This is a genomic window from Glaciihabitans sp. GrIS 2.15 (genome assembly GCF_035984695.1).
Taxonomy (GTDB): Bacteria; Actinomycetota; Actinomycetes; order Actinomycetales; family Microbacteriaceae; genus Lacisediminihabitans.
The window spans coordinates 1-26,813 of sequence record NZ_JAXCHU010000005.1 but is presented as its reverse complement, the minus strand read 5'-3'; the positions used below and the strand labels follow the sequence as shown (position 1 = coordinate 26,813).

The window sequence follows — 26,813 nt, the reverse complement described above, 5'->3', positions numbered from 1 at the left end:
GGAGGTTTGCCCTCGCCCGGATCGCTGGCCCGGCAACCCCATAATCCGATCAGTCGACCGCAGATCGAGACGGTAGTGTCTCGTTCGGTGGCCATCTTCGGCTCGCTGTTCGGCCTTCAGGCCGTGCCAGCCATGCTCCAGCAAATACCAGCTGCCCAGACCGTCTGGGCAATCGTTTTCGGCGCGGGCATCTACGGCGGCATCCTTGCAACTCTCGTGGCCTCCTTCGCGAAGCGCTGGGTGCGGGTGGTGAACGCCTACGTTTCGTTCGCGTATCTCGCTGCTCTCATCGGCTGGCCACTTGTCGTGCTCGAGCCGCTTGCGGTCGCAACTGAGCGTCCCTGGTTGTGGTTGCTCTGCACCGTGGCGACGTCGACCGCTGCGATCGCATTCTCCACTTGGCAGGCCACCGCCTATCTCATCGTCGCACCGGTGGTTTACGGGCTGGTTCGCATAACCCCGGGCGGCGGCGGCGCGACCTGGCAGTCAGCATCCTTCGATATCGCCTACGCCGTTATCCTCGGCGGTGCTGTGCTGATTCTCATCACGCTGCTTCGGCAGGCAGCGGCCTCGGTCGACTCTGCGCAGGGTACAGCCCTCGACCGCTACGCCCACGCTGTTCGACAGCATGCCACGGAGGTCGAGCGCGTGCATGTGGACTCGATCGTTCACGACAGCGTACTCACCACGCTACTGTCGGCCGCCCGGTCGTTCACCCCTGAGGCAAAAGACCTGGCAACTCGCATGTCACTCAACGCGATGGGCCATCTAAAAGATGCCGCGGCCGCGTCTCCCGACGATGATGCCACCGTCGCCCTCACACAGCTCGCCCGCCGAATCGCGGATGCCACGACGACCCTCTCCGGCCCGTTCGAGCTGCGCACCCGACGCGTTGGCTCGGGCAGCATCCCCCTCCAGTGCTCCGAAGCGGTGTATTCGGCCACGATGCAGGCGATGATCAACAGCCTGCAGCACGCGGGCACTGGCGACGATGTGCACCGCTGGCTCGTTGTTGAGGGTGCAGAGGGCGGAGGCATCCGCATCGGTATCGGTGATGACGGCGCAGGATTCGCGTTCGATACCGTGCCGAGCGAACGCCTCGGTCTTCGGGTCTCGATCATCGAGCGCGTCGCCAACGCTGGAGGCTCGGTGGAGGTGGATGCCGGCATCGATCGCGGAGCCGTCATCTGGATCACCTGGCCCCGGGCGCTGGCTCCGGATCCCGATCCGACGGCCGTCGACACGGTGTCGTCGAGCACCGCACCCACCAGGGAAGGTCAGCCGCTGTGATCGTCTCCGTGCCGCGTGTGCTCATAGTCGCGCTCGCCGCCGTCTTCTCGGCCTACCACCTCGTTCTCGCTGTCGTGTCGATCGATGTGCCGCGCCACAAGGAGCCATATATCGCGGCAATGGTTCTGTTTGCGCTGGCAACCGTGCTCAGCCTCCTGCAATCGCGCACCCAGAGGATGCCTACCTGGATCGCCGCCTTCAACATGGCCGTCGCAGTGGTCGTGCCCCTGCTCGTGACCAGCCAGTTCGACCAGACTGAGGCACAGGGCACCTACGCTGCCTGGCACACGGCGGCGATCGGCACGCTGATGGTCATCACCTCTACCCGCCGCCGCCATACCTTCGCCTGGATCGGCACGGCAGCGCTCGTCGTGCAGACCGTTGCCTGGGCCGGCCCCGGAGGTCTCGTGGCCTATGGAGTGATCGGCAGCGTCGGTTGGGTGGCAGTTTCGCACGCGCTGTCGCTCTCGCTCGCGAAAGCGGGGCGGGACACGCGGCAGTATGCGCTCGCCGAGCGTGAAGCCGTGGAATGGCGTGCCGCCCAAGAGGCGCATGTCTCTGAGCGGCAGTTCCGACTCGGGCAGACCAGCCGCATGTCTCTTCCCATGCTCCGGCAAATCGTTGCGGTAAAGGGAGAGCTCACCGACGCCCAGCGGCTGGAGTGCCTCTACCTTGAAGGCGCGATCCGAGATGAAATCCGAGGGCGCAAGCTTCTGAACGATCGCGTTCGGGAGCAGATCATGATCGCGCGTCGCCACGGCACGACCGTCACCCTGCTCGACGAGGGCGGAATCGATGATCTCGGGGAGGACGACCTCGACCGGGTTCTCAACCGCCTCGCCGACGCGATCCGCGATACCCAGACGGGCAAGCTCATCGCGCGCACGGTTCCTGAGGGATCCGAGATCGCCGTGACCGTTGTCGGGCTGTCCTCGTTCGATGACGGCCATTCCAGCGCGCTCGGGAGCCACGGCATCGATGATGAGGAGGATCGGGTCGACCTCTGGCTCGAAATTCCCCGTGCGGAAGAGGTCCTTTCGCCGGGACGGTTGCCCTAAGACCGTTCCGCTAGCACGCGCGTCACGAAAATGCCCCGGCATGGAAAACGGGACCGGCCCCCGAAGGCCGATCCCGTTTAAAGCTCCGGGTCAGGGCAATAACCCGAATACTGCCCTGACCCGCCCCCATGCCATGAACCCGCTTACCCTAGTCGGTCCATGGCTGGCGGTGTAACTCAAAGAGCGACACCTAGCAAGATAATGATGCCTCGGGAGGGTATGCGAGCAAAGTCGACACTTCGGAGGACATTCGGGGGACAGTTTTGCACCGTTCGACCAATCGGATACCCCCTAGCTGCGATATATTGTCCAAACCACCTGCGGATTCTGGGGTACATTTCGCATAATCCTAAGCAATTGCTCTGTCACTGGAGCCCCCAGCACTGATTCCGCAGCGATCGGAAGCGGGTTCGCACGAAATCGAAGCATCACACCCATTCGGGGGTGATTTTCGGTAGCAGGCTACCCGGAGAACGAACGCCAGGCTCCCGCGCCCGGATGCATCGGCGTTCGGATGCTGCGCTGGCTTCGCTGCCAGGCGCTCACGATCGGTCCCTCGGCGCGCTGGTCGTCTTCGAGATCCTCGATCATTGAGGTGATGACCGCGGTGATCGCTGCAAGCTCCGCCGGTGTTGGACACCCTGCGACGACCTCGAACTCGGTCCCCGCAGAGGAGGAGGAGTGCTCCATGGGATCGCCCGCGGGGCGCTGAAGTGTCACAGCGGGATGTTCCCATGCTTCTTTGGCGGAAGGCTTGCCCGCTTCGTCCGGAGGGCTCTCAGGGCCTTCACGACCACGACCCGGGTCGCGGCGGGCTCAATCACGCCGTCGAGTTCCCCGCGTTCTGCCGCGAGAAACGGGGATGCGACGTTGTAGGTGTATTCATTGGCGAGGCGGCTACGTACTGCCGCGACATCCTCCCCTGCAGCTTCCGCCGCTTTGATCTCGTTGCGATACAGGATGTTGACGGCGCCCTGCCCGCCCATGACTGCGATCTCCGCCGTTGGCCAGGCGTAGTTCAGGTCGGCGCCGAGCTGCTTTGAGCCCATCACGATGTAGGCGCCGCCGTAGGCCTTGCGAGTGATGACGGTGACCAGTGGCACTGTCGCCTCGGCGTAGGCGTAGAGCAGCTTTGCCCCCCGCCGGATGACGCCGGTCCACTCCTGGTCGGTTCCGGGCAGGTAGCCCGGCACATCCACAAGGGTCAGGATCGGGATCGAGAACGCGTCGCAGAAGCGCACGAACCGACTGGCTTTCTCTCCGGCCTCGATGTTGAGCGTCCCGGCCATCGCATTCGGCTGGTTCGCCACGACGCCAACGGCCCTGCCCTCGACCCGGCCGAAACCCACCACGATGTTCGGCGCGAAAAGTGGCTGAGTCTCGAGAAAATCACCGTTGTCCACGATGTGTTCGATGATCGTTTTCATGTCGTAGGGCTGGTTCGGGCTGTCCGGAATCACCGTGTTGAGCTTGCGGTCGGCATCCGTCGTTTCGAGTTCGACGTGACTTTCATAGACCGGATGCTCGGCCAGATTGTTGTCGGGAAGAAAGCTGAGCAGGGTGCGCGCATAGTCGAGAGCGTCATCCTCATCGGCGGCGAGCCAGTGCGCGACGCCGGAACGGCTGTTGTGGGTGAATGCCCCGCCGAGTTCTTCCATGCCAACGTCTTCGCCGGTCACGGTCTTGATCACGTCGGGGCCGGTCACGAACATCTGGCTGGTCTTATCGACCATGATCACGAAGTCCGTGAGGGCAGGAGAGTAGACGGCACCGCCCGCTGCCGGTCCCATGATGATCGAGATCTGCGGGATGACGCCGGAGGCTGCAGTGTTGCGGCGGAAGATCTCGCCGTACTTGCCGAGCGCCACGACGCCCTCCTGGATACGAGCCCCGCCGGAGTCGAGCATGCCGATGATCGGAACACCGGTCTTCAGGGCGAGATCCATGACTTTGATGATCTTCTCCCCCGCGACCTCGCCAAGCGAGCCCCCGAAGATCGTGAAGTCCTGGCTGTAGACCGCGACCTGGCGACCGTGGATGGTTCCGGTACCGGTGACGACAGCGTCACCGTAGGGTCGCTTCTTTTCCATTCCGAAGGCATGCGTTCGGTGGCGAACGAATTCATCGAGTTCGACGAAAGACCCGTGATCGAGCAGCTGTTCGATACGCTCGCGGGCGGTCTTCTTACCCTTGGAGTGCTGCTTCTCGATCGCGGCCTCACCGCTTGCGGTGACCGCCTCGTGGTAACGGGCTTTCAGATCGGCGAGCTTTCCCGCGGTCGTGTGCATGTCATTCGTGGCGTTCGTATCAGCAGTCACGCCTTCACTTTACCGTCGAGGTTCAGCGCGCTCCGGTGGCGAATACCTACAAAGCTCGAGCGGTTCGGTAAGCGAACCCGGGTGCCCGCCCCGCGGCGTGCCTCCGCGAACGGGCTTCATGCGGTGCGGGGTATCCCGACAGGATGCTGGGCCGGTGCCCGTACCCTTGGGGAATGCAGCTTCCCCTGAGCGCCGCAGTGGCCGCCCGTCTCGAGATCCTCGAGGAGTGCGGCTCGACCAACACCGAGCTCGTGGCTCGGGCATCCGGTGCTGATGCCGGAAATTGGCCGGACTTCTCTGTGGTCGTGACCGGCAGCCAGACGGAGGGGCGCGGTCGCCTCGGCCGGGTCTGGATGGCGCCTCCGGGCCAGACGCTCGCGATCTCGGTGCTCCTGCGGCCGTGCCTTCCTGCCGGAGAGCCGCTCGAAATCGACCACTACGGGTGGTTGCCGCTCATCGCCGGGATCGCCATGACACAGGCGATCGCCCCGCTTGTGCCGAGCCACTCCGTGCGACTCAAGTGGCCGAATGACGTGCAGATCGATGGGCGAAAGGTGTCGGGTCTTCTCGCTGAACTCCTGCCGAGCGGCCGCGCTGTCGTGCTGGGGGCCGGGCTCAACCTCACGATCCCTCTCGCCGAGCTGCCGACGCTGACGTCAACATCCTTGGCCCTGAACGATCCGATCGGGCTGGATGCCGACCTCGCCGACCGCGCGCTCGCCGGCTATCTCATCGAGCTCGGCCGGCTCTCTGCCGACTTCCTGCGGTTCGGCGCCGATCCGGAGTCGAGCGGAATCGGTGGGCAGCTGCGTGCTCTCTGCAGCACGCTCGGCAGCCAGGTGCGGGTGTTACTCCCCGGTGGGGATGAGCTTCTGGGTGCGGCGATCGGTATCGACGGCAGCGGGCGGCTATCGGTGAAGAAATCGTCGGATGGCCGGGTTGTGGCTGTCGCCGCCGGGGACGTGACCCATCTGCGGTATGAATAGGTGATGAGCGACACACCGGACACGGAGCAGGTGGTAGCCCGACTGCGGCCACACGGCCGTGCGCTGTTCTGGCCGAGCGTCGCACTCATGGCGGTCGCCGGCACAGTGGGCTATTTCGAAGGCAGTTTTTCGGAGCCGTGGCAGAACATCGCCCTGCTCGCGGGCGCCGCGCTCCTGATCGTGTTGCTCTGTCTGTTGCCCCTGGTGGCGTGGCTCGGCAAGCGCTACGTGATCACGACGCGGCGCATCATCCTGCGCACCGGGTTCTTCGTGCGCATTCGGCAGGAACTTCTGCACAGCCGAGGGTATGACGTGACGGTGCGTCAGAACGGGCTACAGAGCATCTTCCAGAGCGGCAATATCCTGATCAACACCGGCCTCGACCATCCGGTCCTCCTGCGGGATGTCCCCGGCGCAGATCTCGTTCAGGCGGCGCTTCACGACCTCATGGAGAAGAGCCTCAACCCGATCGCCGCGCGGCGCCAGGCCGAGGCATCCCGCACAGGACGATCCCCGGCGAACAGCGACGAGACGACTGCCTGGGGGCAGCGCTAACCTCAGTTCGAGGCGGCTTCGTTCGCGCTCTGCTCGTCTTCAAAGATCGTCATCCGCGCCGCCTCGGCCCTGTGCTCGCGTGCCGTGAGGCCGTCGGCCCGGTGGTGTCCGTAGACCCAGAATCGGTAGAGCAGGAAGCGGAAGGACGTGCCGAGAACGAGCCCAACAAGATTCGAGGAGATGTTGTCGGCGAGAAGTGAGGTGAAGCCGAGTAGGTAATGCGACACCCAGAGGCAGGCAAGTCCGATGAGGATGCCACCCACCGAGACCGCGCTGAATTCGGCGAGCTCGAGCAAATAGTTTTTGCGGCGGTGTTCGCGGAAAGTCCAGTACCTGTTCCCGAACCAGGTCACGCCCGTCGCAATGCCGGCAGAGACGATCTTGGCACCGATCGGCCCCTGGAAGAAGTGACCGCCTCCGAAGGCGCCGAGGCGAAGCGCATTGAATAGACCGACATCCACGAAATAGCCGGCGAGGCCAACGACGCCGAACTTGAGAACGTACCGCAGCAGCTTCTCGTACAGCAGCCGAGCGAGGGCAATGAGGCGGGAGAGCACGGCACTCCCTTACGGTTCGGATATTGGCCTCGTGAAGCATAACCGGATGCCCTCGTCCTTTTCCGAAAGTAGGCTGGCAGCGTGACTCTTCGGGTAGGTGTGATCGGTGGCGGACAGCTTGCGCGCATGATGATCCCCGCGGCGGTGAACCTCGGCATCGAGCTGAGCGTCTTCGCCGAGACCGCGGGCGAATCAGCATCGCTGGCGGTGACGACACTCGGCGACTTCCGCGATGTCTCCGATGTGCTTCCGTTCGCGCAGTCGGTTGATGTCGTGACCTTCGATCACGAACACGTGCCGCAGGAGGTGCTCGCGGGCCTCGTCCGGGCCGGCGTCGCCGTTCGACCCGGCCCCGACGCCCTGCTCTACGCGCAGAACAAGCTCCTGATGCGGGAGCGGCTCTCAGCGCTCGGGCTTCCGGTTCCCGACTGGGCCCGCATCGAGACCGAGCAGCAACTCGCCCTTTTTCTCGCCGACCACGGCGGCCGGGCCGTGGTGAAGACCGCCACTGGCGGCTACGACGGCAAGGGGGTGCGGGTGGTGCGCGCTGCGGCCGAGGCCTCGGATTGGCTCGCGCTCGGGCATCCGCTGCTCGCCGAAGAGCTGGTGGACTTCCGCCGTGAGCTCGCCCAGTCGGTTGCCCGCCGCCCCTCCGGGGAGATCGCCTGCTGGCCGGTGGTCGAGAGCATCCAGAGTGATGGAGTGTGTTCCGAAGTGATTGCGCCTGCGCCATCCTCCCGCGGGCGGCTCGCGGATGTCGCGGAGGAGATCGCGCGCTCGATCGCCGAGAATCTCGGGGTCACCGGTGTGCTCGCCGTGGAGCTTTTCGAGACAACGGATGAGCGACTGCTCGTGAATGAACTCGCCATGCGTCCGCACAACACGGGGCACTGGACCATCGATGGCTCCACCACCAGCCAGTTCGAGCAGCACCTTCGTGCCGTGCTCGACCTGCCTCTCGGGGCGACCGGATGCCGGGACCAGTGGTCGGTGATGGTCAACATCCTCGGTGGGCCGGCGGTCGGCGACCTCGACGAGCGCTACCCGAACGCCTTTTCGGATGAGCCCTCCGTGAAGCTGCACAACTACGGAAAGTCGCCTCGCCCGGGGCGCAAGGTCGGCCATGTCACGGCCGGCGGCGACGACCTCGACGAGGTGGTGTTTCAGGCGCGTGCCGCTGCGGAGCATTACCAGAACTGACCTTTAGGCTGGTCGCTATGCCCGAGTCCCCTGCTTCTGTGCTGCCCAGCGTGGCCGTCGTCATGGGCTCGGACTCAGACTGGACTGTCATGAAAGAGGCCGCTGCCGTACTCGCGGAATTCGGCGTGCTGCACGAGGTCGAGGTCGTGTCCGCGCATCGCACCCCGGAGAAGATGATTTCCTTCGGCCGGGATGCCGCGGGCCGGGGCATCCGCGTCATCATCGCCGGGGCCGGTGGGGCAGCCCACCTGCCCGGAATGCTCGCCGCCGTCACAACCCTCCCGGTGATCGGCGTGCCGGTGGCGCTCGCACAGCTCGACGGGCTGGACTCCCTGCTGTCTATCGTGCAGATGCCAGCCGGGGTTCCGGTCGCCACCGTGTCGATCGGGGGCGCACGCAACGCCGGACTCCTCGCGATCCGGATGCTCGCAATCTCCGATCCCGTACTCGACACTGCGCTCGCGGAGTTCGCGCGCGCCCTCGAAGACACCGTCGCAGCGAAGAATGTCGCGCTGAGGTCGAGCCTGTGAGCGTGATGACCGCGACCAGCCCGATCCGCACTCCGGATCTGAGGTCGACCCCCACCATGACCAAGCGGGCGTGGTGGCTCGTGGGTCTCAACCTGCTCATCCCCGGATCCGCCCAGATCCTTGCGGGCAATCGGCGGCTCGGGCGCTTCGGAGTCGGAGCGACCTTCCTGCTCTGGGGCCTCGGTCTCGTGGGTATTCTCGTCTGGTTCTTCGCACACACCGTGATCCTCAGCATCGTGACCAACCCGATCGGGCTGACGGTGATCCAGGTCGTGTTGGCGGCATACACGGTGCTCTGGATCCTGCTCACCCTCGACACCCTGCGCCTCACTCGGCTCATCGCCACGGCCCCCGCGATGCGCCCCGCGATCGCGGCCCTGTCGATCCTCGCGCTCGCCGTCACGGCGGGTGCCGCCGGCTACGGAGCCGTTAGCGCGGGCAGTGCCCGGAACGCGGTGACCTCGATCTTCGCCGGAAGCGAGGTGGCCGCTCCGGTGAACGGGCGATACAATTTCCTGCTGGTCGGCGGTGACGCAGGCCCGGATCGCACCGGATTGCGCCCCGACAGCACCTCGGTCGCGAGTATTGACGCGACGACCGGCGCCACGACAATCATCGGCATCCCGCGCAACATGGAGCATATCCAGTTCGCGAAGGGATCGCCGCTCTACGGTCCGTTCCCTCAGGGCTACAACTGCGGCGACCAGTGCCTCCTCGACTACCTCTACACCTACGGGGAGGAGCACAAGTCGCTTTACCCCACTGCGGCATCAAAGGGGAGCTCGCCCGGTATCGAGGCGCTGAAGGATGCGGCCGAGGGCGTCACCGGCCTCTCAATCCAGTACTACGGACTCATCGATATGCAGGGCTTCTCCGAGTTGATCGACGCGCTCGGTGGAGTGACGATCGACGTACCGGCGAAGCTTGCCTACGGGCCGGTCACCGCCACGGAGCCCTATGGCACTTTCGAGGCCGGTCCCCAGCACATGGACGGCTATCTCGCGCTCTGGTACGGGCGGTCGCGCTACAAGGGCAGTGACTATGAGCGGATGGCGCGGCAACGAGTCGTGCAGGAGGCGATGCTCAAGCAGTTCCAGCCCTCGATCGTTTTGACGAAGTTCCAGGACATCGCCAAGGCTGGGGCGCAGGTGGTGAAGACCGACATGCCATCAGCAGCACTGCCTGGATTCGTCGACCTCGGCAATAAGGCGCGGAAACTTTCGGTCACGCATCTGGAATTGGTGCCGTCGACCTTCAATCAGAACAAGCCGGACTACGAGAAGCTCCACGCCGCGGTGAAGGCCGCGACGACCCCGCTGGCGGCGACCCCCGCCCCGTAACGCTGCCGGTCGAGAGCGAAACCTACAGGTCAGCATGCAACTGCCAGACCTTCTCGGCGGAGTCCGTCCAGCTGAACGTGCGCGCGCGGTCCCGGCCGGCGAATCCCATGCGCTCGGCGAGCGCGGGATCGACGAGCACTGTGCCGATCGCCTCGGCCAGCCGCTCGGCATAGGATTCCGCTGGATTGCGGGCGACAGCTAGGCCGGCCCCGGCCGACACTTCGAGTACGGCAGGGTCGTCGGAGTGCACTACGGGGGTGCCGAAGTTGAAGGCCTCGATCACGGGCAACCCGAAGCCCTCCGCGAGGCTCGGGAAGACGAAGACCGAAGCGCGGTCCAGCGCGACGGCCAGATCCGCGTCGGCAAGGTAACCGAGCGCGCACACCCGGCCCTCGGTGAGTCCGGCGGCAGCCGCTATTCCGACGACATCGAGGCCCTGCGATCCCTCAGGACCGGCGATGAGCAGGGTGTAGCCGTTGAGCTGCGGACGCGCCATCGCCTGGATGAGCGGGGCTATCCCCTTGTGGGGCTGGAGGGTACCAACGCTCAGGATGAATCGCTCCGGGAGGTCGAGCCGCTCCGCACGGGCATCCGGATCCACCGGCAGGGTGAGCTTGGAACTCACGGCTCCGCCGATCACCCGAACCCGGTCTCCGAAGTCGTGGATTTCAGAGAGCTGGGAGGCGACAGCGTGCGTCGGCGCGACCACGGCATCCGCATATTTGTATGCTCGCTTCGCCATGGCCTTATACCAGCCGAGTCGACGGGTGGACAGTGCATCCGGATTGGTCCACGGGATGACGTCGTGGATCGTCACCGCGATCTGTTCGCCAACAGTATTGACTCGATCATGTTTGAACAGCGGCGCGAACAGCCCGGTGGCGTGCACCATGCCGCTTCCGGGAAGGCGGGTGAAGCCGTGCTGCCAGGCGAGCTCGAGCTCGCGACGTGCCAGTGCGCTCTTGAAGAGGCCGTCGAGACCGGGGAGGACCATTTCGATCAACTCATAGTCCGCTTCGGGCGATGATGAGACGATACCGGCGACGTCGCACCCCCTCGGCGCCGTGCGAATCAGCTCGCGGGTGAGCTCTTCGGTGTAGCGACCGATGCCGCCCGGGATCGGCGCGACGATCTGGTCCACGATCACGCGCAGGGTCGTCATGTCGCTCCAATGAAGTTGTCGGGAATTGCCGATTCCCCAGAAACGACATTACCAGCGCGCCGGAGACCCCGCGAATGGGGGTCAGGTCAAGGCGGGCGGATCGACCTGCAGTGCGCCCGCCGAATACGCCGCCGAAAGGGCCGCTCGCCAGTTTCGCATGGGCGAGATACCCGCACGGCCCCAGGCCTCGTGTCCGAGAACCGAGTAGTCCGGGCGCGGCGCGGGGCGAACGAACTGAGCGCTCGTCGTCTCCTTGACGTGCGAAGGATCGAGGCCAACGACTTGGAAGATCTCCCGGGTGAAGTCGAACCAGCTGGCTTCGCCGGAGTTGGTGGCGTGATAGATGCCGGGGGCGGCATCCGCATCGAGCAGTTCGACGATCTGGCGAGCGAGATCCCCGGTCCACGTCGGCTGCCCGAGCTGGTCAGTCACGACGCTCACGGTGTCGTGGCTCTGCGCGAGCCGCAGCATGGTCTTGACGAAGTTGGGGCCTCCTGCGCCGTAGAGCCAGGCGGTACGCACGATGTACGTGCCATCGGGGTTCGCTTCGAGGGTGAGCCGTTCGCCCTCGGCCTTACTGCGTCCATAGGCGGAGATCGGATTCAACGGAGTCGCCTCGTCGTAAGGCGAGGTCGCCAACCCGTCGAACACGTAGTCGGTGGACACCTGCACGAGCTTGGCTCCGGACTCGGATGCCGCAATGGCGAGATTCTGCGCACCCGTGGCATTGACGGCGAAAGCATCCGCCTCGTTACTCTCGGCGTCATCCACCTTTGTATAAGCGGATGCATTGATCACCACGTCGTGACCGGAGACCGCCGCGCGCACCGCGTCGAGGTTGGTGACGTCGAGGTCGGCGCGGCTGAGCGCGGTGAAGTCACGCCCGGACAGGGCGTGCTGGAGGTCCTGGCCGAGCATGCCGGCGGCTCCGGTGATGAGGTAACTGGTCATCGGTTTCTTCTCCTACACGTAGATGACGACAGGGCCGCCGAGGTCCACCAGCGGGTCGAAATCCTGATCGTGAGTCACGACCGGCAAATCATTCGCTAGGGCGATCGAGGCAATCCAGAGATCGTTGACATTTACGCGGCGACCCGCCTGGACTAGCCGATAGAGAAGGCGCGCCCATTCCTCAGCTGCCACGTCGCCTGCAACCAGAGCGTCGGTTGTCGAGTAGGCGTCAAGAGAGCGGCGGCGCCTCGACAGCGTCTCGGTATCCGATGCCGCAAGCACCCCGGCCCGCAATTCTGCGAGCGTGATGACGCTGATGAAGTGCCGTTCGGGAAGGAGCGCTTCGTCGAGGGGTCGAAGCATCTCCATGGCAACGATGACGCTGGTGTCAAGAAGCCCCTCGACCGTAGTCACAGAATCGGGCCGAGATCGTCGGTGGTGTGTCCCGTGAGGGCGGCGATATCGCGCGCAAGCGTCAAGTCGGACGTCTTGGGCCGAAGGGCAAGGAATTCGGCCTTGGTCAGGTAGGCCTTCTTGGCTGCAGGAAGAGCGGTCAATCGTGCCGAGGGAACCCCGTTCACCGTAATTGTGATCTCCTCACCCTTGCGAGCACGCTCGATCACATCCGCGGTGTGGTTGCGGAGTTCTCGCGCAGCGATCGAGCTCATGGAGCCAGTGTAGCCGGTCGTAGCACAATGGCTACAGCGGCGAAATCACAGCGCCGCACGCTCCTTCAGCGGCTCCCACCAGGCACGGTTATCGCGGTACCACTGCACGACATCCGCGAGTCCCTGCTCGAACGGCACCTGCGGTTCGTACCCGAGCTCGGCCTGGATCTTGCCGATGTCGACGCTGTAGCGCAGGTCATGGCCGAGGCGGTCGGTGACCCGGTCGACGTACGACCAGTCCTTGCCCGTGGCATCCAGCAGCAGTTGCGTGAGCTCTGTGTTGGTGAGCTCGGTGCCGCCGCCGATGTTGTAGATCTCGCCAGCACGGCCGCCCACGAGCACCATCGCGATGCCGCGGCAGTGGTCATCCACGTGCAGCCAGTCCCGGATGTTGTTGCCCTCGCCATAGAGCGGAACATGCTTGTCGTCGATGAGGTTCGTGACAAAGAGCGGGATGACTTTTTCGGGGAAGTGGTACGGGCCGTAGTTGTTCGAGCAGCGGGTGATCGACAGGTTGAGGCCGTGGGTGCGGAAGTAGCTGCGCGCGAGCAGGTCACTGCCGGCCTTCGACGCCGAATACGGCGAGTTGGGCTCGAGCGGCCGCGACTCGTCCCAGGACCCCTCCGCGATGGATCCGTAGACCTCATCGGTCGAGACGTGCACGAAGCGTTTGAGGTCGGCGCGCAGGGCGGCGTCGAGCAGCCGCTGGGTGCCGACCACGTTGGTCTCTACGAAGATGCCAGAGTCGCGCACCGAGCGATCGACGTGCGATTCTGCGGCGAAGTGCACCACCGCATCCACGCGCGGCAGCAGCGTGTCGAGCAGGCCCAAATCGCGGATATCCCCGTGCACGAACTGATAGCGGGGAGAGTCGGCGACCGGAGCGAGATTCTCGAGATTGCCGGAGTAGGTAAGGGCATCGAGTACCACCACCTCGGAACCCTCGAGGCCCGCATAGGCGTCCTGAAGGGTGCGGCGAACGAAGTTCGAGCCGATGAAACCGGCGCCGCCGGTGACGAGTATTTTCATGGGAGTTGCTGCCTCCTAGGCACAGTCGTGATGGGTCTAGTGATGGGTTGCACGGCGGCTCAGGATGGCCGATCTCAGGTCAAGTCCGATGATTAGTACGACTCTCACAGGCCAGAGGTACCAGCCCGAGTACCTCCGGGTGAGGAATCGGCGAGCGCTCTGGTGGTGGACGGCAATCATCCGCGCGGAGTGATCGCTCGTGGAATGGGCACCGGTGTGCACAACTACGGCGGTCGGCTCGTAGACGTTGCGATAACCGGCTTTGCCGAGCCGGTATCCAAGGTCGACGTCTTCGAAGTACATGAAGTAGCCGTCATCGAAACCGCCGAGTTGGTCGAACGCGCTCTTGCGCACGAGTACGCAGGCCCCGGAGAGCCAGCCTGCGTCCCGCCGCACTGGCTCGCGGCTGGAATCGCGGCGATACGCGCGCGTCCAGGGATTGCCAAGCCAGATGTTCGCGAACAGCGCGTGCCCGATCCCGGTGCGAAGCGATGGAACTGCGCGTGCTGACGGATAGACCTCGCCATCGGTCATGATTGCCGGCCCTACCGCGCCGATACGGGGATCCGAATTGCCGGCAGCGACGAGAGCATCGAGCGCGCCTGCCGAGAGCACCACATCCGGGTTGCTCACCAACACCCATTCCACGTCGGAGGGCAGGGAGCGGATCGCCGCGTTCATCGCGCCGCCGTAACCCCGATTGCGATCGAGAGGTAGGTAGTCTGCTGAGGACGCGCTGGTCATCCGTGCGACAACGGTGTCGCGTGCGCCGTTGTCAGCAACCACGACACACACCGGATTCCCGCTCGAAGCCGACACCGAAGCGAGGAATCCCTCCAACACGTCACCAGATCCGAAGCTCACCGTCGCGACGGCCACCACGGGCGTGCGCGGGAGCTGCGGAGAGAGTGCCATCGGAAGGTAATCCTAGTTCTAGGCTAGATTGTTTTGAGATTCACGGCTCGATTCGTGAGCCAAGTGAACCCAACGAGGATGAATGAAATACCTGCAGGAAGTGTGGGGCTCGAGAGAGCTTCTCTTCAATCTCACCTCGCGTGAGGTGCGCGGCAAGTACAAGCGCACTGTTTTTGGCCAGCTCTGGTCGCTCGCCAATCCCCTGGCGCTCATGCTCGTGTACACGCTGGTGTTCGGACTTCTCTTTCGCATAAAGCCCTCGCCCGGGGATCCGAGTGGCCTCGATGTGTTCGCGCTCTGGCTGCTCTGCGGCCTGTTGCCCTGGACCTTCTTCGCGAGCGTTGCCAGCTCAGGGGCTGGCTCTCTAGTTGAGAATTCAAACCTTATTCAGAAGGTCTCGTTCAGCCGCGTGGTGCTTCCGCTGTCGACCGTTGGCTCGTCTGCCTACAACTGGGGTTTCGAGATGATCGTGCTGATCATTGCAATTTCCATTGCGGGTGGGTTCGTGTTGCCCTGGATTCCTCTTGTCATGGTGGCTATGGTGCTACTGGCAATTTTCGCGGCCGGGGTCGGCCTTATCTTGGCGATTTCCAATGTTTATTTCCGCGATACTCAATACCTTCTCAGCATCGTCCTCCAGTTCTGGATGTACTTAACTCCGATCATCTATCCCATTTCTCTCGTTGAATCCGCATCAAAAAAGACGGGGGGGCTTGCGGGAACTCAGGTGACCGTGCTTGACATCTATACCTTGAATCCGATGGAACATTTTGTGACCCTCTTCCGCGAGCTGATCTACGACAACCGTTTTCCCTCTGGCGTCGAGTGGCTGGTGTGTGTGTGTTGGGCGCTGGCCGCCCTTGGCGTAGGACTGTTGGTCTTCCGCAGAAATGAACGAAATCTGGCAGAGGCGCTGTGAGCGACGTCGCGGTGAAAGTGGATCACGTCACCAAGAGCTTCCGGATGTATCACGAGCGCAACCAGAGCCTCAAGTCCGCGATCATGCGCGGTCGTACTTCTGTGCATGAGGATTTTCTTGCTCTCCGGGACGTTACTTTCGATGTGCCAGTCGGCTCCACGTTTGGGTTGATCGGCAGCAACGGATCCGGCAAGTCCACCCTGCTCAAGTGCCTCGCAAACATTTATTATCCGAATGAGGGATCGATATCGCATTTCGGTAGAATCGCCGCAATGCTCGAGGTGGGCAGTGGTTTCCACGCCGAGCTCTCCGGTCGTGAGAATATCTTCCTGAATGGGTCGATCCTCGGGATGTCGAAGAAGGATGTCACCCGCAAATTCGACGAGATCGTCGATTTCTCGGGAGTCGAACAGTTCATTGATCAGCCCGTAAAGAACTACTCGTCGGGTATGTACGTGCGGCTCGGGTTCGCGATCGCAATCAATGTCGATCCGGACATCCTTGTGGTGGATGAAGTGCTAGCGGTTGGTGACCAGGACTTCCAGGACAAATGCTTCCAGAAATTTGTCGACTTCAAGGAGCAGGGAAAGACCGTGATCTTGGTGAGCCACTCGATGCAGACCGTCCAGACAATGTGCGATCACGTCGCCTGGCTCAATCACGGAGAGTTGAACGTGGTGGGCGCCGCCGAGCCGACGATCAAGGCGTATATCGATTCGCTCCACGCCGGCGAATAGGCTCGGGCCCGGCGGGCTAACGCATCTCCTCCGATAGGATCTAGCACGTGCAAATCCGCGAACTGTCGATTCCTAACTCCTACGAAATCACCCCTCTTCAACGGGGAGATGACCGTGGTGTGTTCCTGGAGTGGTATCGGCACGACCTTCTCGAAGAGGCGATCGGCCACTCACTCGACCTACGCCAAGCGAACACTTCTGTGTCAAAAAAAGGAGTGGTTCGCGGCATCCATTTCGCCGACATCCCGCCAGGGCAGGCGAAGTACGTGACGGTCGCACATGGCGCCGTTCTCGACTTCGTCGTTGACGTTCGCATCGGTTCGCCGACATTCGGACAATGGGACTCCGTATTGCTGGACTGTATCGACCGCCGTGCCATCTATCTCGGGGAGGGCCTAGGCCATGCCTTCGTCGCTCTGACCGAGGACGCGACGGTGAGCTATCTGGTGAGTGACACCTACGATGCGAGCCGCGAGCACAGCATCGACCCGATCGATCCTGCTATCGGCCTGGTCTTCCCCGCCGAGATCACGGACCTGCTTCTCTCGCCGAAGGACACCGCCGCGCCATCCCTCTCGCAGGCCGTGCAGCAGGGGCTGCTCCCCAGCTGGACAGATGCGCGGGCCTTCTACGACTCGCTCAACCAGAAGGGCGCCTGAGACATGCGTGGAATCATCCTCGCCGGCGGCAGCGGAACGCGCCTCTGGCCGATTACCCGCGGCATCTCGAAGCAGCTCATGCCGATCTACGACAAGCCCATGATCTACTACCCGCTTTCGACGTTGATGATGGCAGGTATACGCGAGATCCTCATCATCACGACACCAGAGTACAACGAGCAGTTTCGCGCCCTCCTGGGGGATGGCAGCGACCTCGGTATCCGCTTGGAATACGCGGTTCAGGAGTCCCCGGATGGTCTCGCCCAGGCATTTTTGATCGGCGAAAACTTTATCGGCACAGACTCTGTGGCCCTGGTTCTCGGGGATAACATCTTCCACGGCGCTGGCCTCGGCTCGAATCTGCGCACGAACACCGAAGTCGATGGCGCTCTCATCTTCGCTTACCATGTATCCAACCCGCGGTCCTATGGTGTGGTGGAGTTCGATGACAACCTACAGGCCATCTCCATCGAAGAGAAACCGGAGAACCCGAAGAGCAACTACGCGATTCCGGGTCTCTACTTCTACGACAACCGTGTGATTGAGATTGCCAAGTCCATCGAGCCGAGCGCACGCGGCGAACTTGAGATCTCCACCGTCAACGACGAATACCTCAAGCTGAGGGCCCTCAAAGTGAATGTCCTTGATCGCGGTACGGCGTGGCTCGACACGGGCACGTTCGAGTCGATGATGAAAGCATCGGAGTACGTGCGTGTGATCGAAGACCGCCAGGGCTTCAAAATTGGTTGTATTGAGGAGATCGCCTGGCGCGCGGGATGGATCGACGACGCCCAGGTACGCACCCTCGCAAAACCACTATTCAAGAGCGGCTACGGCGAATACCTAGCCCAATTGGTGAATGTCGGCTGACGCTAAATTAGCCGGAGATATCCTCCACCGATTGACGAAAGCGTTCCCATGAATGACGCTCACATGCCCTCTGGTATCCCTGCTCGATAAGCCGGCGCCGCACTGGTCTGCTTTGCAGAAGCTTTTCAATGGCGTCAACAAAACCTGCGATATCGTCTGGTCCGGCTACAAGGAGCCCCGTCAGATTGTCTGAGACAAGATCGGAGACGCCGCCGACGTTCGACGCGATAACCGGTAGCCCCAGGAGCAGCGATTGGACTAGGACGAGCGGAAGTCCCTCTGTCTCCGAGGTGAGCAGAAGCGCGTGGTACTCATTCGTTGGCAACACCGCTAGTCCTCCCGTATACGGCCCGCGATAGCGCACGCCTGCCTCGCTCAGGTCGTCCATGAGGGTTGAGCGAGAACTAGCTACCACCTCTTGCCCCCACACGTCGAACACGACCGGCAGCCCCCGCAGCATTGCCTCGCGGGCAATCAGGACCAGTGTTCGCGGTCGTTTCTCGATATCTAAGCGATGCGGCCAAACTAATCGGAAAGGGTGCTCGACAGAAAAGTCTTCATCAGTGAAGGCATGGCCCGATCGATCGAGGTCGGGTGTTTTGTCGATCGCCGGCTGATGGTGAACGAACAATCGCGCCGGTTCGATGGCCATGATGTCAGTAACGAGCCGTGCAGTCACCGAGTTGTCGGTGATGATTCCAGCGGTGCTGTCGAGTCCTACCCGCAACCCCTCCTCGGCGACGGAGTGTGAGGGGTAGCCGTCCCCCACCTCCCAAAAAGCGAAGAGTGCCAGATAGACGCGAGTTCGTGCCGTGATCTGGCTTGGGAAAGCGTGGAGGGCATCACTCACATGGAAGCAGTTCACGGAGATGACTATCTCCGGACTTGCCAGTACGAGCAATTGGGTCATAATCCGCTGTCGCCATTGCGGAGGGGTAACACGAAACGTCTCAGGCATGTGTACCAGAGGAACGGAATCGGGGATCATCGACGGCAGTGTCTTCTCGAAGTCCGCTGTGGCAAGGATTGTCACCCGATTGCGATACAGATCGCCCTCCTGAAGAGCCTTTGCATAGTTCCGAGCGACAAGGTCGCCGCCTCCGACCCCGAGCCACGGGACTGCAACTATCGCGTCAGCACCATTACCGAGTATCAGAAGAGCTTGGTTCACTATCTGGCCTAGATTGTCCTCGGTATGCTTCCACTCAGGAACCTCCTCAAAGTGGGTGGCAATCCACGAGATAGCTGGGTCCAGTTTGGTGACGGCCTTCAAAGTCTCGGCGATTGCTGGGGTAGCTCGTAATGGAATCACTTCGGGAGCGTACTGCGGCGTAACGGAAATGCGCGCCTGTGTCGTCGCCGGGAGCAATCGAATCAGACGCCTAACGACACGCTTGATCAGGGGCACTCTCACCGCGTCCGGAGTTGCCGGCGCTGCCGACGTTGCGGAGTTGGAGATCTGCGCTGATCTGTCACCCGACAACGCGCGACGTAGTCCTGCCACGTCGAAGAAAGGTAAGACGCTGCGATCGTGCGGGTGATCCATGCCGTTAGTCCGCCGTATTCGCTCAAATACCACCGTTTCCGGGACACTCACGTGCTGGGCGCCGACGATAATTGTGTCTATATTCCACATCCAATCGTCTGGACCAAATCCGGCGGAGTGCGGCAATGAACGGTACGGGGTCGAAAGGAAGGTGTCGCGCAAGGCCAAAGCTGTAGACGGCCACGGGCTGTAATCCAGCAAATTTTCTATCGAAACATCTGCAGAAGACGAATGTGAGGTCCGCACGTAATTGGCGTCCCCGAACGACACTGCGATCGCGGGGTGGACAATTTTGGTCGTGTCACGCTGTGCGGCAGTAGTCGCCGCGGCCAGCCAGTTTGGCGAGATGACATGGCCGCCGTCGACCATTGCGGCAAATAGTCCGCGCGCTGATGAAAATCCAGCGTTGCGTGCTTGGCCGTCGCTGTCGTAGCGGCCTGACACGATTCGGATACTGATGCTCGGGGTGGACTTCACCCAGTGGAGCGCCTCAGAATTTGAGAGCGAATCGGCGGCATCATGGACAAGAACAATTTCGACTGCGTTGATATCGGGAAGGCTTTCAGCGGCCAGCAGAACTGAGCGGATCGTCGGTCGAAGCGTGCGGCCCATTCCCTTTGCGATAACGACGACAGATAACTCGACATAACTTGTTTGATGGGTCATGGCCGTCCTGAAATGTTCAAAAGGGGCGCCAGGTGGCGTCAGAGCGTTGTGACCAGAATTCTGTCACGTCGAGGGCGGAGACTGCGGTTCGGCAGTGCATAGCAGGATCAGAGCGCGTCGACCAGCCGAGTAAAGGAGTGCCAGTCATGCTGCTCAGCCGCGGTGCTGTACGCGGCAGAAATAATCCGACGGCGATTACTGAGTGACCCCATCAGCACACGAATTGCTTTTACAAATGCCTCGGCATCATCAGGATGCCCAACAAGCAACCCCGTGGCGCCCTCCTTGACGAGATCGGTTACTCCGCCAACTGCCGTCGCTATGACCGGAAGACCGAGAAGCATCGACTGGACGAGCACCAGAGGCAACCCTTCCGACTCCGAAGTCAAAATTAAGGCGTGGTACTCGTGTGTGGGAAGGGATGCAAGACCATCGGAGTAGGGGCCTTTGTAGCGGACGCCTGCAGCTTCGAGTCTCCGAACGAGTAAGGTCCCACCGTTGGACAGCACTTGCTGTCCAAACACATCTATCTGAACTGGGAGCCCTTCGGCGTCAAGAAGGTTTGCGATGGCCACCAGCGCATCTGGCCTCTTTTCTCTATCTAGACGGTGCGGCCAGAGCACCCTGAACGGCTTGTCAACACTGAATAAAGCGTCGGTGTCCGCAGCAGTTGGGCTTGGCAGAGGATGGACCCGATCGACTGCGGGTTGGTGATGCACGCGCACTTCGTCGTCGGTGAGAGCGAGCACTTCCTGCACCGTTGCCGCCGTCACAGTGTTGTCGGCAAGCACTCCACCGATGCTGTCGAGAAAGCCCCGCTGGCCATCATCAGTGATGGGGTTTGTGGGGAAGCCATCGATGCTGTCCCAAGCGAACAGCGTCAAATAAATGCGAGTGGTTGACGCCATTTGCCTGCCATACAGCTGCATCGAATTGGTGACGTGGAAGCAGTTGACAGAAATCACGAGCTCTGGGGCCGCAAGAATTAGGGCTTGTGCGAGCAATCTCCGCTCCAGGGCTGGCGATATTTGAAGAAATTCGGCCGGCACTTGGACAAAATTCACGCCTTCTGGCACAAGGTCGCGGTGTGTCCGTTTCTCCAAGTACGTGGCGAGCATCGAAACCTCCCCATTGAACCGTGCGTCAACTGAGAGCGCCCGTGCGTAGTTGAGCGACACGAGGTCTGCACCACCAATTCCGACCCACGGCACTGTCACTATCGCGCGTGATGACCCTTTCAATTCGTTCACGATGCCGACAAGCAGGTCGCCATACCCGTCTTCGACGGTCTCCCACTTGTCCAGTGCTCCAAACTGTGACACAGGCCATGAGATGGCGGGCTCAAACCAAGCTGCTTCTTTGAGTAAATCAAACGGTGGCGCTTTCACCGCCGAGGGTTGCAAACTGGGCAGGGTACGCGGTAGGGCAAAGTCGATCACATTGCGAATTCTCTGCTTCAGGCCGACGCTGAGCGGCCAGGCGATCGTGCGTACAACTCGACGAAACATGAGGTAAGCGCTAGATCGGCCGGGGGCGCTCTGGGGCTGCGCTACTGGCGCGGAACGCCTAGGCATCGCAAGTATCAGACCGTCGAGATCAAAACGGGGGAGGATCGAGTGCTTGTGCCCGTTGTTCACTCCCCCACTGGCCCGCACGCGATAAAAGAAGATGGTCCCGGGAGCAGTGCGATGCGGGATACCCGCAATCGCAGTCTCGATGTTCCACAGCCAGTCTTCTGGCCCGAACCCGTCCTCACGAGGCAGCGGCGCATAGGGGTAATTTAGATAGGTTTCGCGCTGTGAAACCGAAGACGATGGCCAGACATTGCCCCTGAGCAGGTGGCGATAGTCAACGGAATCGCCCGATTCGACGTGCCAGATGAGCGCCCGCTCACCGAAACTCACGACTGTCTCTGGATGGACAATCATTGGTCCGCCCGCCTCGGCGAGCATCTTCAGGCTTGCAGCGAAGTAGTTACTCGTGACGATATCATCGCCGTCGCAGAACGCGAGATAGCGACCCCTCGCCTCCCTTGTTGCGCTGTTGCGGCTTTCGCCGGCGTCGCCGTTAACGGCCTCCACGACTCGTATGGGCAACGCTAGCCGAGGGCCGTCGCGCCAATGGTGGGCCTCAGCTCTGGTCTCCGAAGTCGCGTTGTCGAGGACAATGATCAGTTCGCAGGACACGCCAGTTGACGCGAGTTTAGTCAGGGCTGCCGCGACGCTTCGCAGAGTCGGACGCAGAAGTCGGCCTTCTGCGTGCGAATTGACCGCGACCGATAATGTGACTTCGTGGTCGCTCACGGCGTGGGTTGGATCGGTCACGATCGAGTGATTCCTTCCGCCGCGGACTTCGCGCGATCTAGACTATCTTGGCGGCGAGGAGCACTTCGACCGCTTCGAACTCGGCCGCAAGAGCATCCTGACTCCCTTTTTCAGCTTTGCCGGGAGTAGGGGGCTCCCTCTGATCGCATGATGCGATTGGGGCGCCGACCTGTGGTTGCGATTTCAACCTGGTGCGCAACATGCATCCGACAGAAAATAGTGTTGCATGGTGCATTTTCCAGAGCACCTTGTGTTTTCTCAACCGCGACTGACGCGAAACGGAACAATATGTCTGAAGACCAGCCCACGCGTGACCCGCTAAAGCGGGTGCTCATTGCCGGGAGTGGGACGGCCGGCATCAGCCTCGCAACCGAGGTCGAAGCAGCAGGAGATTTGGTCGTCGGATTCCTTGACGACGCCATTATCGGACCACGCATTCTGGGACCACTCGCCGACGTTGCAACTGTGTGCGAACGGGACTCGATCGACGTCGTGTACTTCGCGATCCCGTCAGCGCCCGCAGATGTGTTGCGCAAGTTCGTCACAGACGTGCCCCGTCCGAAGGTTGAGCTGGCAATCATCCCTCGGACCTATCGGATGGTCTCGCGGGAGCGAGTGTCTGTGGGCGACTTGACGGACATTGACGTTCTCGACATGGTCGGCCGAGCGCCGGTTAAACATGACATGCTCGACGCGCGATCCGCGATCGCGGGGCGGCGGATCATGGTGACCGGGGCCGCCGGTTCGATCGGTTCGAGGCTCGTCGCCCAGCTGCACATGCTCGAGCCGGAGATCGTGGTGTGCGTCGACCGGTCGGAAAGCGGGATGTTCCGGCTGGGGCAGTCTCTGGCGGACATCCCCAACTTCCGGCTGGAGATCGGCGACGTCCAGTCCGAGCAGCGGATCGCCCAGCTGATGGAGAAGCATCGCCCGGAGATACTGTTCCACGTGGCCGCGTACAAGCATGTCCCGCTGATGCAGGACAACCCCGTCGAGGCGTTCAACAACAATGTGTGGGGCACGTTGAACATGGTGAAGCAGGCGAAGGAGTCCGGCGTCGACCGGGTCGTCTACGTCTCCACCGACAAGGCCGTCAATCCGACCAACGTGATGGGCGCCACGAAGCGGATCGGCGAACTGCTCTTGCAGGATCTCTCTGGGCCGGACACCTCCACCCTATTCACTGCCGTCCGGTTCGGGAACGTGCTGGAGAGCGAGGGCAGCGTGATGCAGACCTTCCGTCGCCAGCTGCTCCAGCGGAGGAACCTCACCGTCACCGATCCCGAGGTGACCCGATACTTCATGACAATCGACGAGGCGAGCCAGTTGGTAATCCAGACGGCGACGCGGGGAACGCAGGGTGATCTCTTCGTACTGGACATGGGCGAACCGATTCGCGTTTACGACCTTGCTCAGGGTCTCATCGATGCGGTGAACCCGAGCTTGGGGATAGATATCGTGGGCCTGCGTCCGGGGGAGAAAATGTTCGAAGAACTCAGTTACGCCACAAATACCGTCGATTCGACGACGCATCCAAAGATATTTATCGTGAATGAGGCGCGGATGCGCGATCCCGGCGAGACTCTCGAATGGGTTGAGGGGCTGCTCACCCGCAGTCGCGACTACTCCATCAGTGACGAGGACCTCACCGCAGAGATGCGTCGCTTCGGGTTCTCTGCGATCCAATGACGTCGAGAGTTCTACTCGTCGGTGCCTCCGGTCCGCTCGGGCGGGCGGTGGCGGGTGAGTTGACGGCGCGGGGGCAGGAAGTGACACGTACCTCCCGTTCCGATGCTGCCGCCGACGGCTCTGCCCGCCTCGATGCGACCGATACCCCTCAGGTGCGGCAGGTTCTGGACCGGGTGCGTCCCTCGGCTGTCGTCTACCTCGCCCGACCGGGGCTCGATGGCGCGGGCGACGTCGCGGCTCGGGTCGACTGCGACGTCGACTCGCTGCGTGCTTTCGCCGCGGAGTGCGCACGATACGGAGTCCAGCGGGTCATCTTCGCCTCGAGCGCAGCGGTTTACGGTACCTCGTCGCCTAGCCCGCGGAGCGAGACCGATGCCGTGGTCGGCGATTCGCCGTACGCGGCGCTGAAGCTCCGGTCGGAAGCAGTGCTCGCCGAGGCAGCGGTACCTGGTGGCTTTTCGGCGATCTCACTCCGCATCTTCAACGTCTACGGAGCCGGGTTTTCGAGCTCGCTGGTGAACCGACTGGTGTGGGGCCAGGGGACACCGCCGCTGGTTCACGACACCGCGGACTTTGTGCGCGACTACATTCACGCCTCTGACGTCGCTCGCGCGTTCGCGCTAGGGCTTGGGGCGCCCGGTGCGCACTCAGGCATTCTCAACGTTGGCACGGGGCTCGGGACAACCAATCACGCGCTTCTCAAGCTCTGTCCGCAAGCCGTCTACGAAGCCTCCGGCGAGCCGGAACTCGTGTCTTTCAGCATTTCGGATATCTCCCACATCCGCTCACTGTGGGGTTTCGAGCCTCGTGTCACACTTGAATCGGCGATCCGAGAACCTGACCGATTCTTCGCCTGACACCCCCCGAACGGCCTTGGGCGCTTGCAATCATCCCCTCTCGCGCTACTATGAGCGGATGAGCGCCCGCCGAGCATTGGGGTGGCGGCGATGTGTCGCCATTGTTTGCGGAACGCTCCTGGGGGTCGGGGTCCTCCAGGGCGTGACGCTCCACGAGAGCGCCCCGGCGCAGGCGGCTGATGTTAGCCAGTTCGCCGCGGGCAACATCATCGACGATGCGTTGTTCTGGGACGGTACCGCGATGAGCGACAGCCAGATTCAGGACTTCCTGAATTCCAAGGTCTCGGGCTGCGCTTCGGGATACACCTGCCTGAAGGACTATCGCGAGACGACCTACACGATCGCTGGAACGCCGATGTGTGGGCAGTACGACGGCCGTACCGACGAGTCTGCTGCGACGATCCTCGCGCGGGTCGGGCAGCTGTGCGGAGTGAGTCCAAAGGTGCTTCTGGTCATGCTGCAGAAGGAGCAGGGGCTGGTCACTAAGACCGCGCCGAGCGCTGCGGCGTATCGCTCGGCGATGGGAGCCGCATGTCCGGACACCGCCGCCTGCGACAGCAATTACTACGGTTTCTTCAACCAAGTGCACTATGCCGCCTACCTACTCAAGCGCTACACCCAGCCGCCGGGCACGGGGGCGGGCACCGCATACACCTCGAGGCTCGACCTCCGCTATCCGGTGGGCCAAACGACGGACGTGCTTTTCAACCCCGACGCCGGCTGCGGAACCCTTCCCGTGTACATCAGCAACCAGGCAACCCACGCGCTGTATATCTACACCCCGTACACACCGAACCAGGTAGCCCTCAACGCGGGGTACGGTCTCGGCAACGCCTGTTCCACATACGGCAACCGAAACTTCTACAACTACTACGTCGACTGGTTCGGGTCGGTGCGAGGATTCCCTGTGGGAGTCTATTTTCGGGACTATTACGCCGCTAACAGTTCGTGGCTGGGATACGTCACTGGGCCGATGATCTGCAACAGCCCGGACAGCGGATGCGTCCAGTCATACCAGGGAGGCCTGGTTGCGGGAAGCTACAGCACCGCTGCGGCCGGCGTGCATTCCGACTATCTCCAGATCTGGGGATGGTATGGACGCGAACTCGGCACCTTAGGCTACCCGATCGGCGAATACCGCTGCGACAACATGGCGAATGGCTGCCGACAGGAGTTTCAAGGCGGCTGGATCGTCACTGTTACGGGCTCGGGCTCGTATGTTGTAACGAAGACCGTTCGAGAGACTTGGTCGCAATGGGGGCGCGAGTTTGGTCCGATCGGACAGCCAACGACGTCCGGTTTGCTGTGCAACGACATGGGCGGGAACGCTTGTCGGCAGGAGTTTCAGGGGGGGTGGATCGTCCAGTCCCCGGCGGCAACCAACTTCGTTCCTACAGCCGTACTCAACGTTTGGAAAGCGTGGGGCCGCGAATTCAATATCCTCGGCCTTCCCTCCGGCTCGCCGTCCGCAGATCCGACCGCAGGCAATTACACGCAGGCTTTCCAGGGTGGGGTGATCACGGTTACGGGTGGGGCGGCGGCGTTGACGTCGTCCACTGATCCGTGGCTCGGCACGATGCTTAGTTCTGGGTGGTTGGGTGCGTCGACGCAGGCGAAGTCGTGCACGTTGAAGGACGGTGCGTGTTATCAGGCGTTCCAGAATGGCTGGATTGTGCAGTCTCCGGTGGGGGTGTTCGCGGTTCCGACCTCTGTTCTCCAGACGTGGGGTGCGTACGGTCGGGAGTACAACATCCTCGGGTTCCCGAGCGCTAAGCCGTCGGCGGATCCGACGACCGGGAATTACACGCAGGCTTTCCAGGGTGGGGTGATCACGGTTACGGGTGGGGCGGCGGCGTTGACGTCGTCCACTGATCCGTGGCTCGGCACGATGGTTAGTTCTGGGTGGTTGGGTGCGTCGACGCAGGCGAAGTCGTGCACGTTGAAGGACGGTGCGTGTTATCAGGCGTTCCAGAATGGCTGGATTGTG

The 26,813-nt window shown here is 62.3% G+C and carries 25 protein-coding genes; 14 read left to right on the top strand and 11 right to left on the bottom strand.

Annotated features, from left to right (window positions below):
• Positions 1–87 precede the first annotated feature (87 nt).
• Entirely contained in the window at positions 88–1,290 is a 1,203-nt protein-coding gene (locus RCH11_RS08530; RefSeq protein WP_327056575.1) for a hypothetical protein, read from the top strand.
• On the top strand, positions 1,287–2,348 hold the full coding sequence (locus RCH11_RS08525) for a hypothetical protein (RefSeq protein WP_327056574.1): 1,062 nt from the start codon (positions 1,287–1,289) through the stop codon (positions 2,346–2,348). The genes RCH11_RS08530 and RCH11_RS08525 overlap by 4 nt, the downstream gene beginning before the upstream one ends.
• A 462-nt stretch (positions 2,349–2,810) precedes the next feature.
• Here the strand turns inward: RCH11_RS08525 and RCH11_RS08520 are convergent, their stop codons facing one another.
• Both RCH11_RS08520 and RCH11_RS08515 read right to left on the bottom strand, forming a co-directional pair.
• Positions 2,811–3,068, bottom strand: coding sequence for an acyl-CoA carboxylase subunit epsilon (locus RCH11_RS08520; RefSeq protein WP_327056573.1), 258 nt, complete (start codon positions 3,066–3,068; stop codon positions 2,811–2,813).
• On the bottom strand, positions 3,065–4,636 hold the full coding sequence (locus RCH11_RS08515; RefSeq protein WP_327056793.1) for an acyl-CoA carboxylase subunit beta: 1,572 nt from the start codon (positions 4,634–4,636) through the stop codon (positions 3,065–3,067). The genes RCH11_RS08520 and RCH11_RS08515 overlap by 4 nt, the downstream gene beginning before the upstream one ends.
• A 203-nt stretch (positions 4,637–4,839) precedes the next feature.
• On the opposite strand from RCH11_RS08515, the gene RCH11_RS08510 reads away from it, so the two are divergent.
• Both RCH11_RS08510 and RCH11_RS08505 read left to right on the top strand, forming a co-directional pair.
• Positions 4,840–5,652 carry a biotin--[acetyl-CoA-carboxylase] ligase gene (locus RCH11_RS08510; protein WP_327056572.1) on the top strand — a complete coding sequence of 271 codons (813 nt, stop codon included), beginning with the start codon at positions 4,840–4,842 and terminating at the stop codon, positions 5,650–5,652.
• Between the two features lie 3 nt (positions 5,653–5,655).
• On the top strand, positions 5,656–6,207 hold the full coding sequence (locus tag RCH11_RS08505) for a PH domain-containing protein (protein WP_327056571.1): 552 nt from the start codon (positions 5,656–5,658) through the stop codon (positions 6,205–6,207).
• Positions 6,208–6,209: 2 nt separating this feature from the next.
• On the opposite strand, the gene RCH11_RS08500 is transcribed toward RCH11_RS08505, so the two are convergent.
• Positions 6,210–6,764, bottom strand: a complete 555-nt coding sequence (locus RCH11_RS08500) for a GtrA family protein (RefSeq protein WP_327056570.1) — start codon at positions 6,762–6,764, stop codon at positions 6,210–6,212.
• Between the two features lie 81 nt (positions 6,765–6,845).
• Here RCH11_RS08500 and RCH11_RS08495 point away from each other — a divergent pair, with 81 nt between their 5' ends.
• Genes RCH11_RS08495 through RCH11_RS08485 form a run of 3 tightly spaced genes read left to right on the top strand, consistent with a single transcriptional unit; the run spans position 6,846 to position 9,834 of the window.
• Positions 6,846–7,964, top strand: coding sequence for a 5-(carboxyamino)imidazole ribonucleotide synthase (locus tag RCH11_RS08495; RefSeq protein ID WP_327056569.1), 1,119 nt, complete (start codon positions 6,846–6,848; stop codon positions 7,962–7,964).
• Positions 7,965–7,981: 17 nt separating this feature from the next.
• The gene (gene purE / locus RCH11_RS08490) at positions 7,982–8,494 is read left to right on the top strand and encodes a 5-(carboxyamino)imidazole ribonucleotide mutase (RefSeq protein ID WP_327056568.1); all 513 of its coding nucleotides are present in this window, start codon (positions 7,982–7,984) and stop codon (positions 8,492–8,494) included.
• A 5-nt stretch (positions 8,495–8,499) separates the two neighbouring features.
• Complete coding sequence (locus RCH11_RS08485; RefSeq protein WP_327056792.1) at positions 8,500–9,834, top strand: LCP family protein; 1,335 nt, start codon at positions 8,500–8,502, stop codon at positions 9,832–9,834.
• 22 nt (positions 9,835–9,856) lie between these two features.
• Here RCH11_RS08485 and RCH11_RS08480 read toward each other — a convergent pair whose 3' ends face one another.
• The 6 genes from RCH11_RS08480 to RCH11_RS08455 all read right to left on the bottom strand — a co-directional run bounded on the left by RCH11_RS08480 (position 9,857) and on the right by RCH11_RS08455 (position 14,559).
• Positions 9,857–10,996: a glycosyltransferase family 4 protein gene (locus RCH11_RS08480; RefSeq protein ID WP_327056567.1), complete on the bottom strand. Its 1,140-nt coding sequence runs from the start codon at positions 10,994–10,996 to the stop codon at positions 9,857–9,859.
• Positions 10,997–11,077: 81 nt separating this feature from the next.
• The gene (rfbD, locus tag RCH11_RS08475) at positions 11,078–11,947 is read right to left on the bottom strand and encodes a dTDP-4-dehydrorhamnose reductase (RefSeq protein ID WP_327056566.1); all 870 of its coding nucleotides are present in this window, start codon (positions 11,945–11,947) and stop codon (positions 11,078–11,080) included.
• 12 nt (positions 11,948–11,959) lie between these two features.
• Positions 11,960–12,361, bottom strand: a complete 402-nt coding sequence (locus tag RCH11_RS08470; protein WP_327056565.1) for a PIN domain-containing protein — start codon at positions 12,359–12,361, stop codon at positions 11,960–11,962.
• A complete protein-coding gene (locus RCH11_RS08465) occupies positions 12,358–12,615 on the bottom strand; it encodes a type II toxin-antitoxin system Phd/YefM family antitoxin (RefSeq protein WP_327056564.1) in 258 nt (85 codons plus the stop codon). The genes RCH11_RS08470 and RCH11_RS08465 overlap by 4 nt, the downstream gene beginning before the upstream one ends.
• A 45-nt stretch (positions 12,616–12,660) precedes the next feature.
• Positions 12,661–13,644 carry a dTDP-glucose 4,6-dehydratase gene (gene rfbB / locus RCH11_RS08460; protein ID WP_327056563.1) on the bottom strand — a complete coding sequence of 328 codons (984 nt, stop codon included), beginning with the start codon at positions 13,642–13,644 and terminating at the stop codon, positions 12,661–12,663.
• A 36-nt stretch (positions 13,645–13,680) separates the two neighbouring features.
• On the bottom strand, positions 13,681–14,559 hold the full coding sequence (locus RCH11_RS08455) for a glycosyltransferase family 2 protein (RefSeq protein ID WP_327056562.1): 879 nt from the start codon (positions 14,557–14,559) through the stop codon (positions 13,681–13,683).
• A gap of 82 nt (positions 14,560–14,641) precedes the next feature.
• Here RCH11_RS08455 and RCH11_RS08450 point away from each other — a divergent pair, with 82 nt between their 5' ends.
• Genes RCH11_RS08450 through rfbA form a run of 4 tightly spaced genes read left to right on the top strand, consistent with a single transcriptional unit; the run spans position 14,642 to position 17,744 of the window.
• On the top strand, positions 14,642–15,478 hold the full coding sequence (locus tag RCH11_RS08450; protein WP_327056561.1) for an ABC transporter permease: 837 nt from the start codon (positions 14,642–14,644) through the stop codon (positions 15,476–15,478).
• Positions 15,475–16,215, top strand: a complete 741-nt coding sequence (locus RCH11_RS08445) for an ABC transporter ATP-binding protein (protein ID WP_327056560.1) — start codon at positions 15,475–15,477, stop codon at positions 16,213–16,215. Before RCH11_RS08450 ends, RCH11_RS08445 begins: the two co-directional genes overlap by 4 nt.
• Positions 16,216–16,262: 47 nt before the next feature.
• A complete protein-coding gene (locus RCH11_RS08440; protein WP_327056559.1) occupies positions 16,263–16,874 on the top strand; it encodes a dTDP-4-dehydrorhamnose 3,5-epimerase family protein in 612 nt (203 codons plus the stop codon).
• A gap of 3 nt (positions 16,875–16,877) precedes the next feature.
• The gene (rfbA, locus tag RCH11_RS08435) at positions 16,878–17,744 is read left to right on the top strand and encodes a glucose-1-phosphate thymidylyltransferase RfbA (RefSeq protein WP_327056558.1); all 867 of its coding nucleotides are present in this window, start codon (positions 16,878–16,880) and stop codon (positions 17,742–17,744) included.
• 7 nt (positions 17,745–17,751) lie between these two features.
• Here the strand turns inward: rfbA and RCH11_RS08430 are convergent, their stop codons facing one another.
• The gene (locus tag RCH11_RS08430) at positions 17,752–19,956 is read right to left on the bottom strand and encodes a glycosyltransferase (RefSeq protein ID WP_327056557.1); all 2,205 of its coding nucleotides are present in this window, start codon (positions 19,954–19,956) and stop codon (positions 17,752–17,754) included.
• A 107-nt stretch (positions 19,957–20,063) separates the two neighbouring features.
• Positions 20,064–22,280, bottom strand: coding sequence for a glycosyltransferase (locus RCH11_RS08425; RefSeq protein ID WP_327056556.1), 2,217 nt, complete (start codon positions 22,278–22,280; stop codon positions 20,064–20,066).
• Positions 22,281–22,568: 288 nt separating this feature from the next.
• On the opposite strand from RCH11_RS08425, the gene RCH11_RS08420 reads away from it, so the two are divergent.
• The 3 genes from RCH11_RS08420 to RCH11_RS08410 form a co-directional block, all read left to right on the top strand.
• Complete coding sequence (locus RCH11_RS08420) at positions 22,569–23,969, top strand: polysaccharide biosynthesis protein (protein WP_327056555.1); 1,401 nt, start codon at positions 22,569–22,571, stop codon at positions 23,967–23,969.
• A complete protein-coding gene (locus RCH11_RS08415) occupies positions 23,966–24,826 on the top strand; it encodes an NAD-dependent epimerase/dehydratase family protein (protein WP_327056554.1) in 861 nt (286 codons plus the stop codon). The genes RCH11_RS08420 and RCH11_RS08415 overlap by 4 nt, the downstream gene beginning before the upstream one ends.
• Positions 24,827–24,884: 58 nt before the next feature.
• Positions 24,885–26,813 (top strand): LGFP repeat-containing protein (locus RCH11_RS08410; protein WP_442789022.1); only part of this gene is annotated, 1,929 nt, incomplete at its 3' end.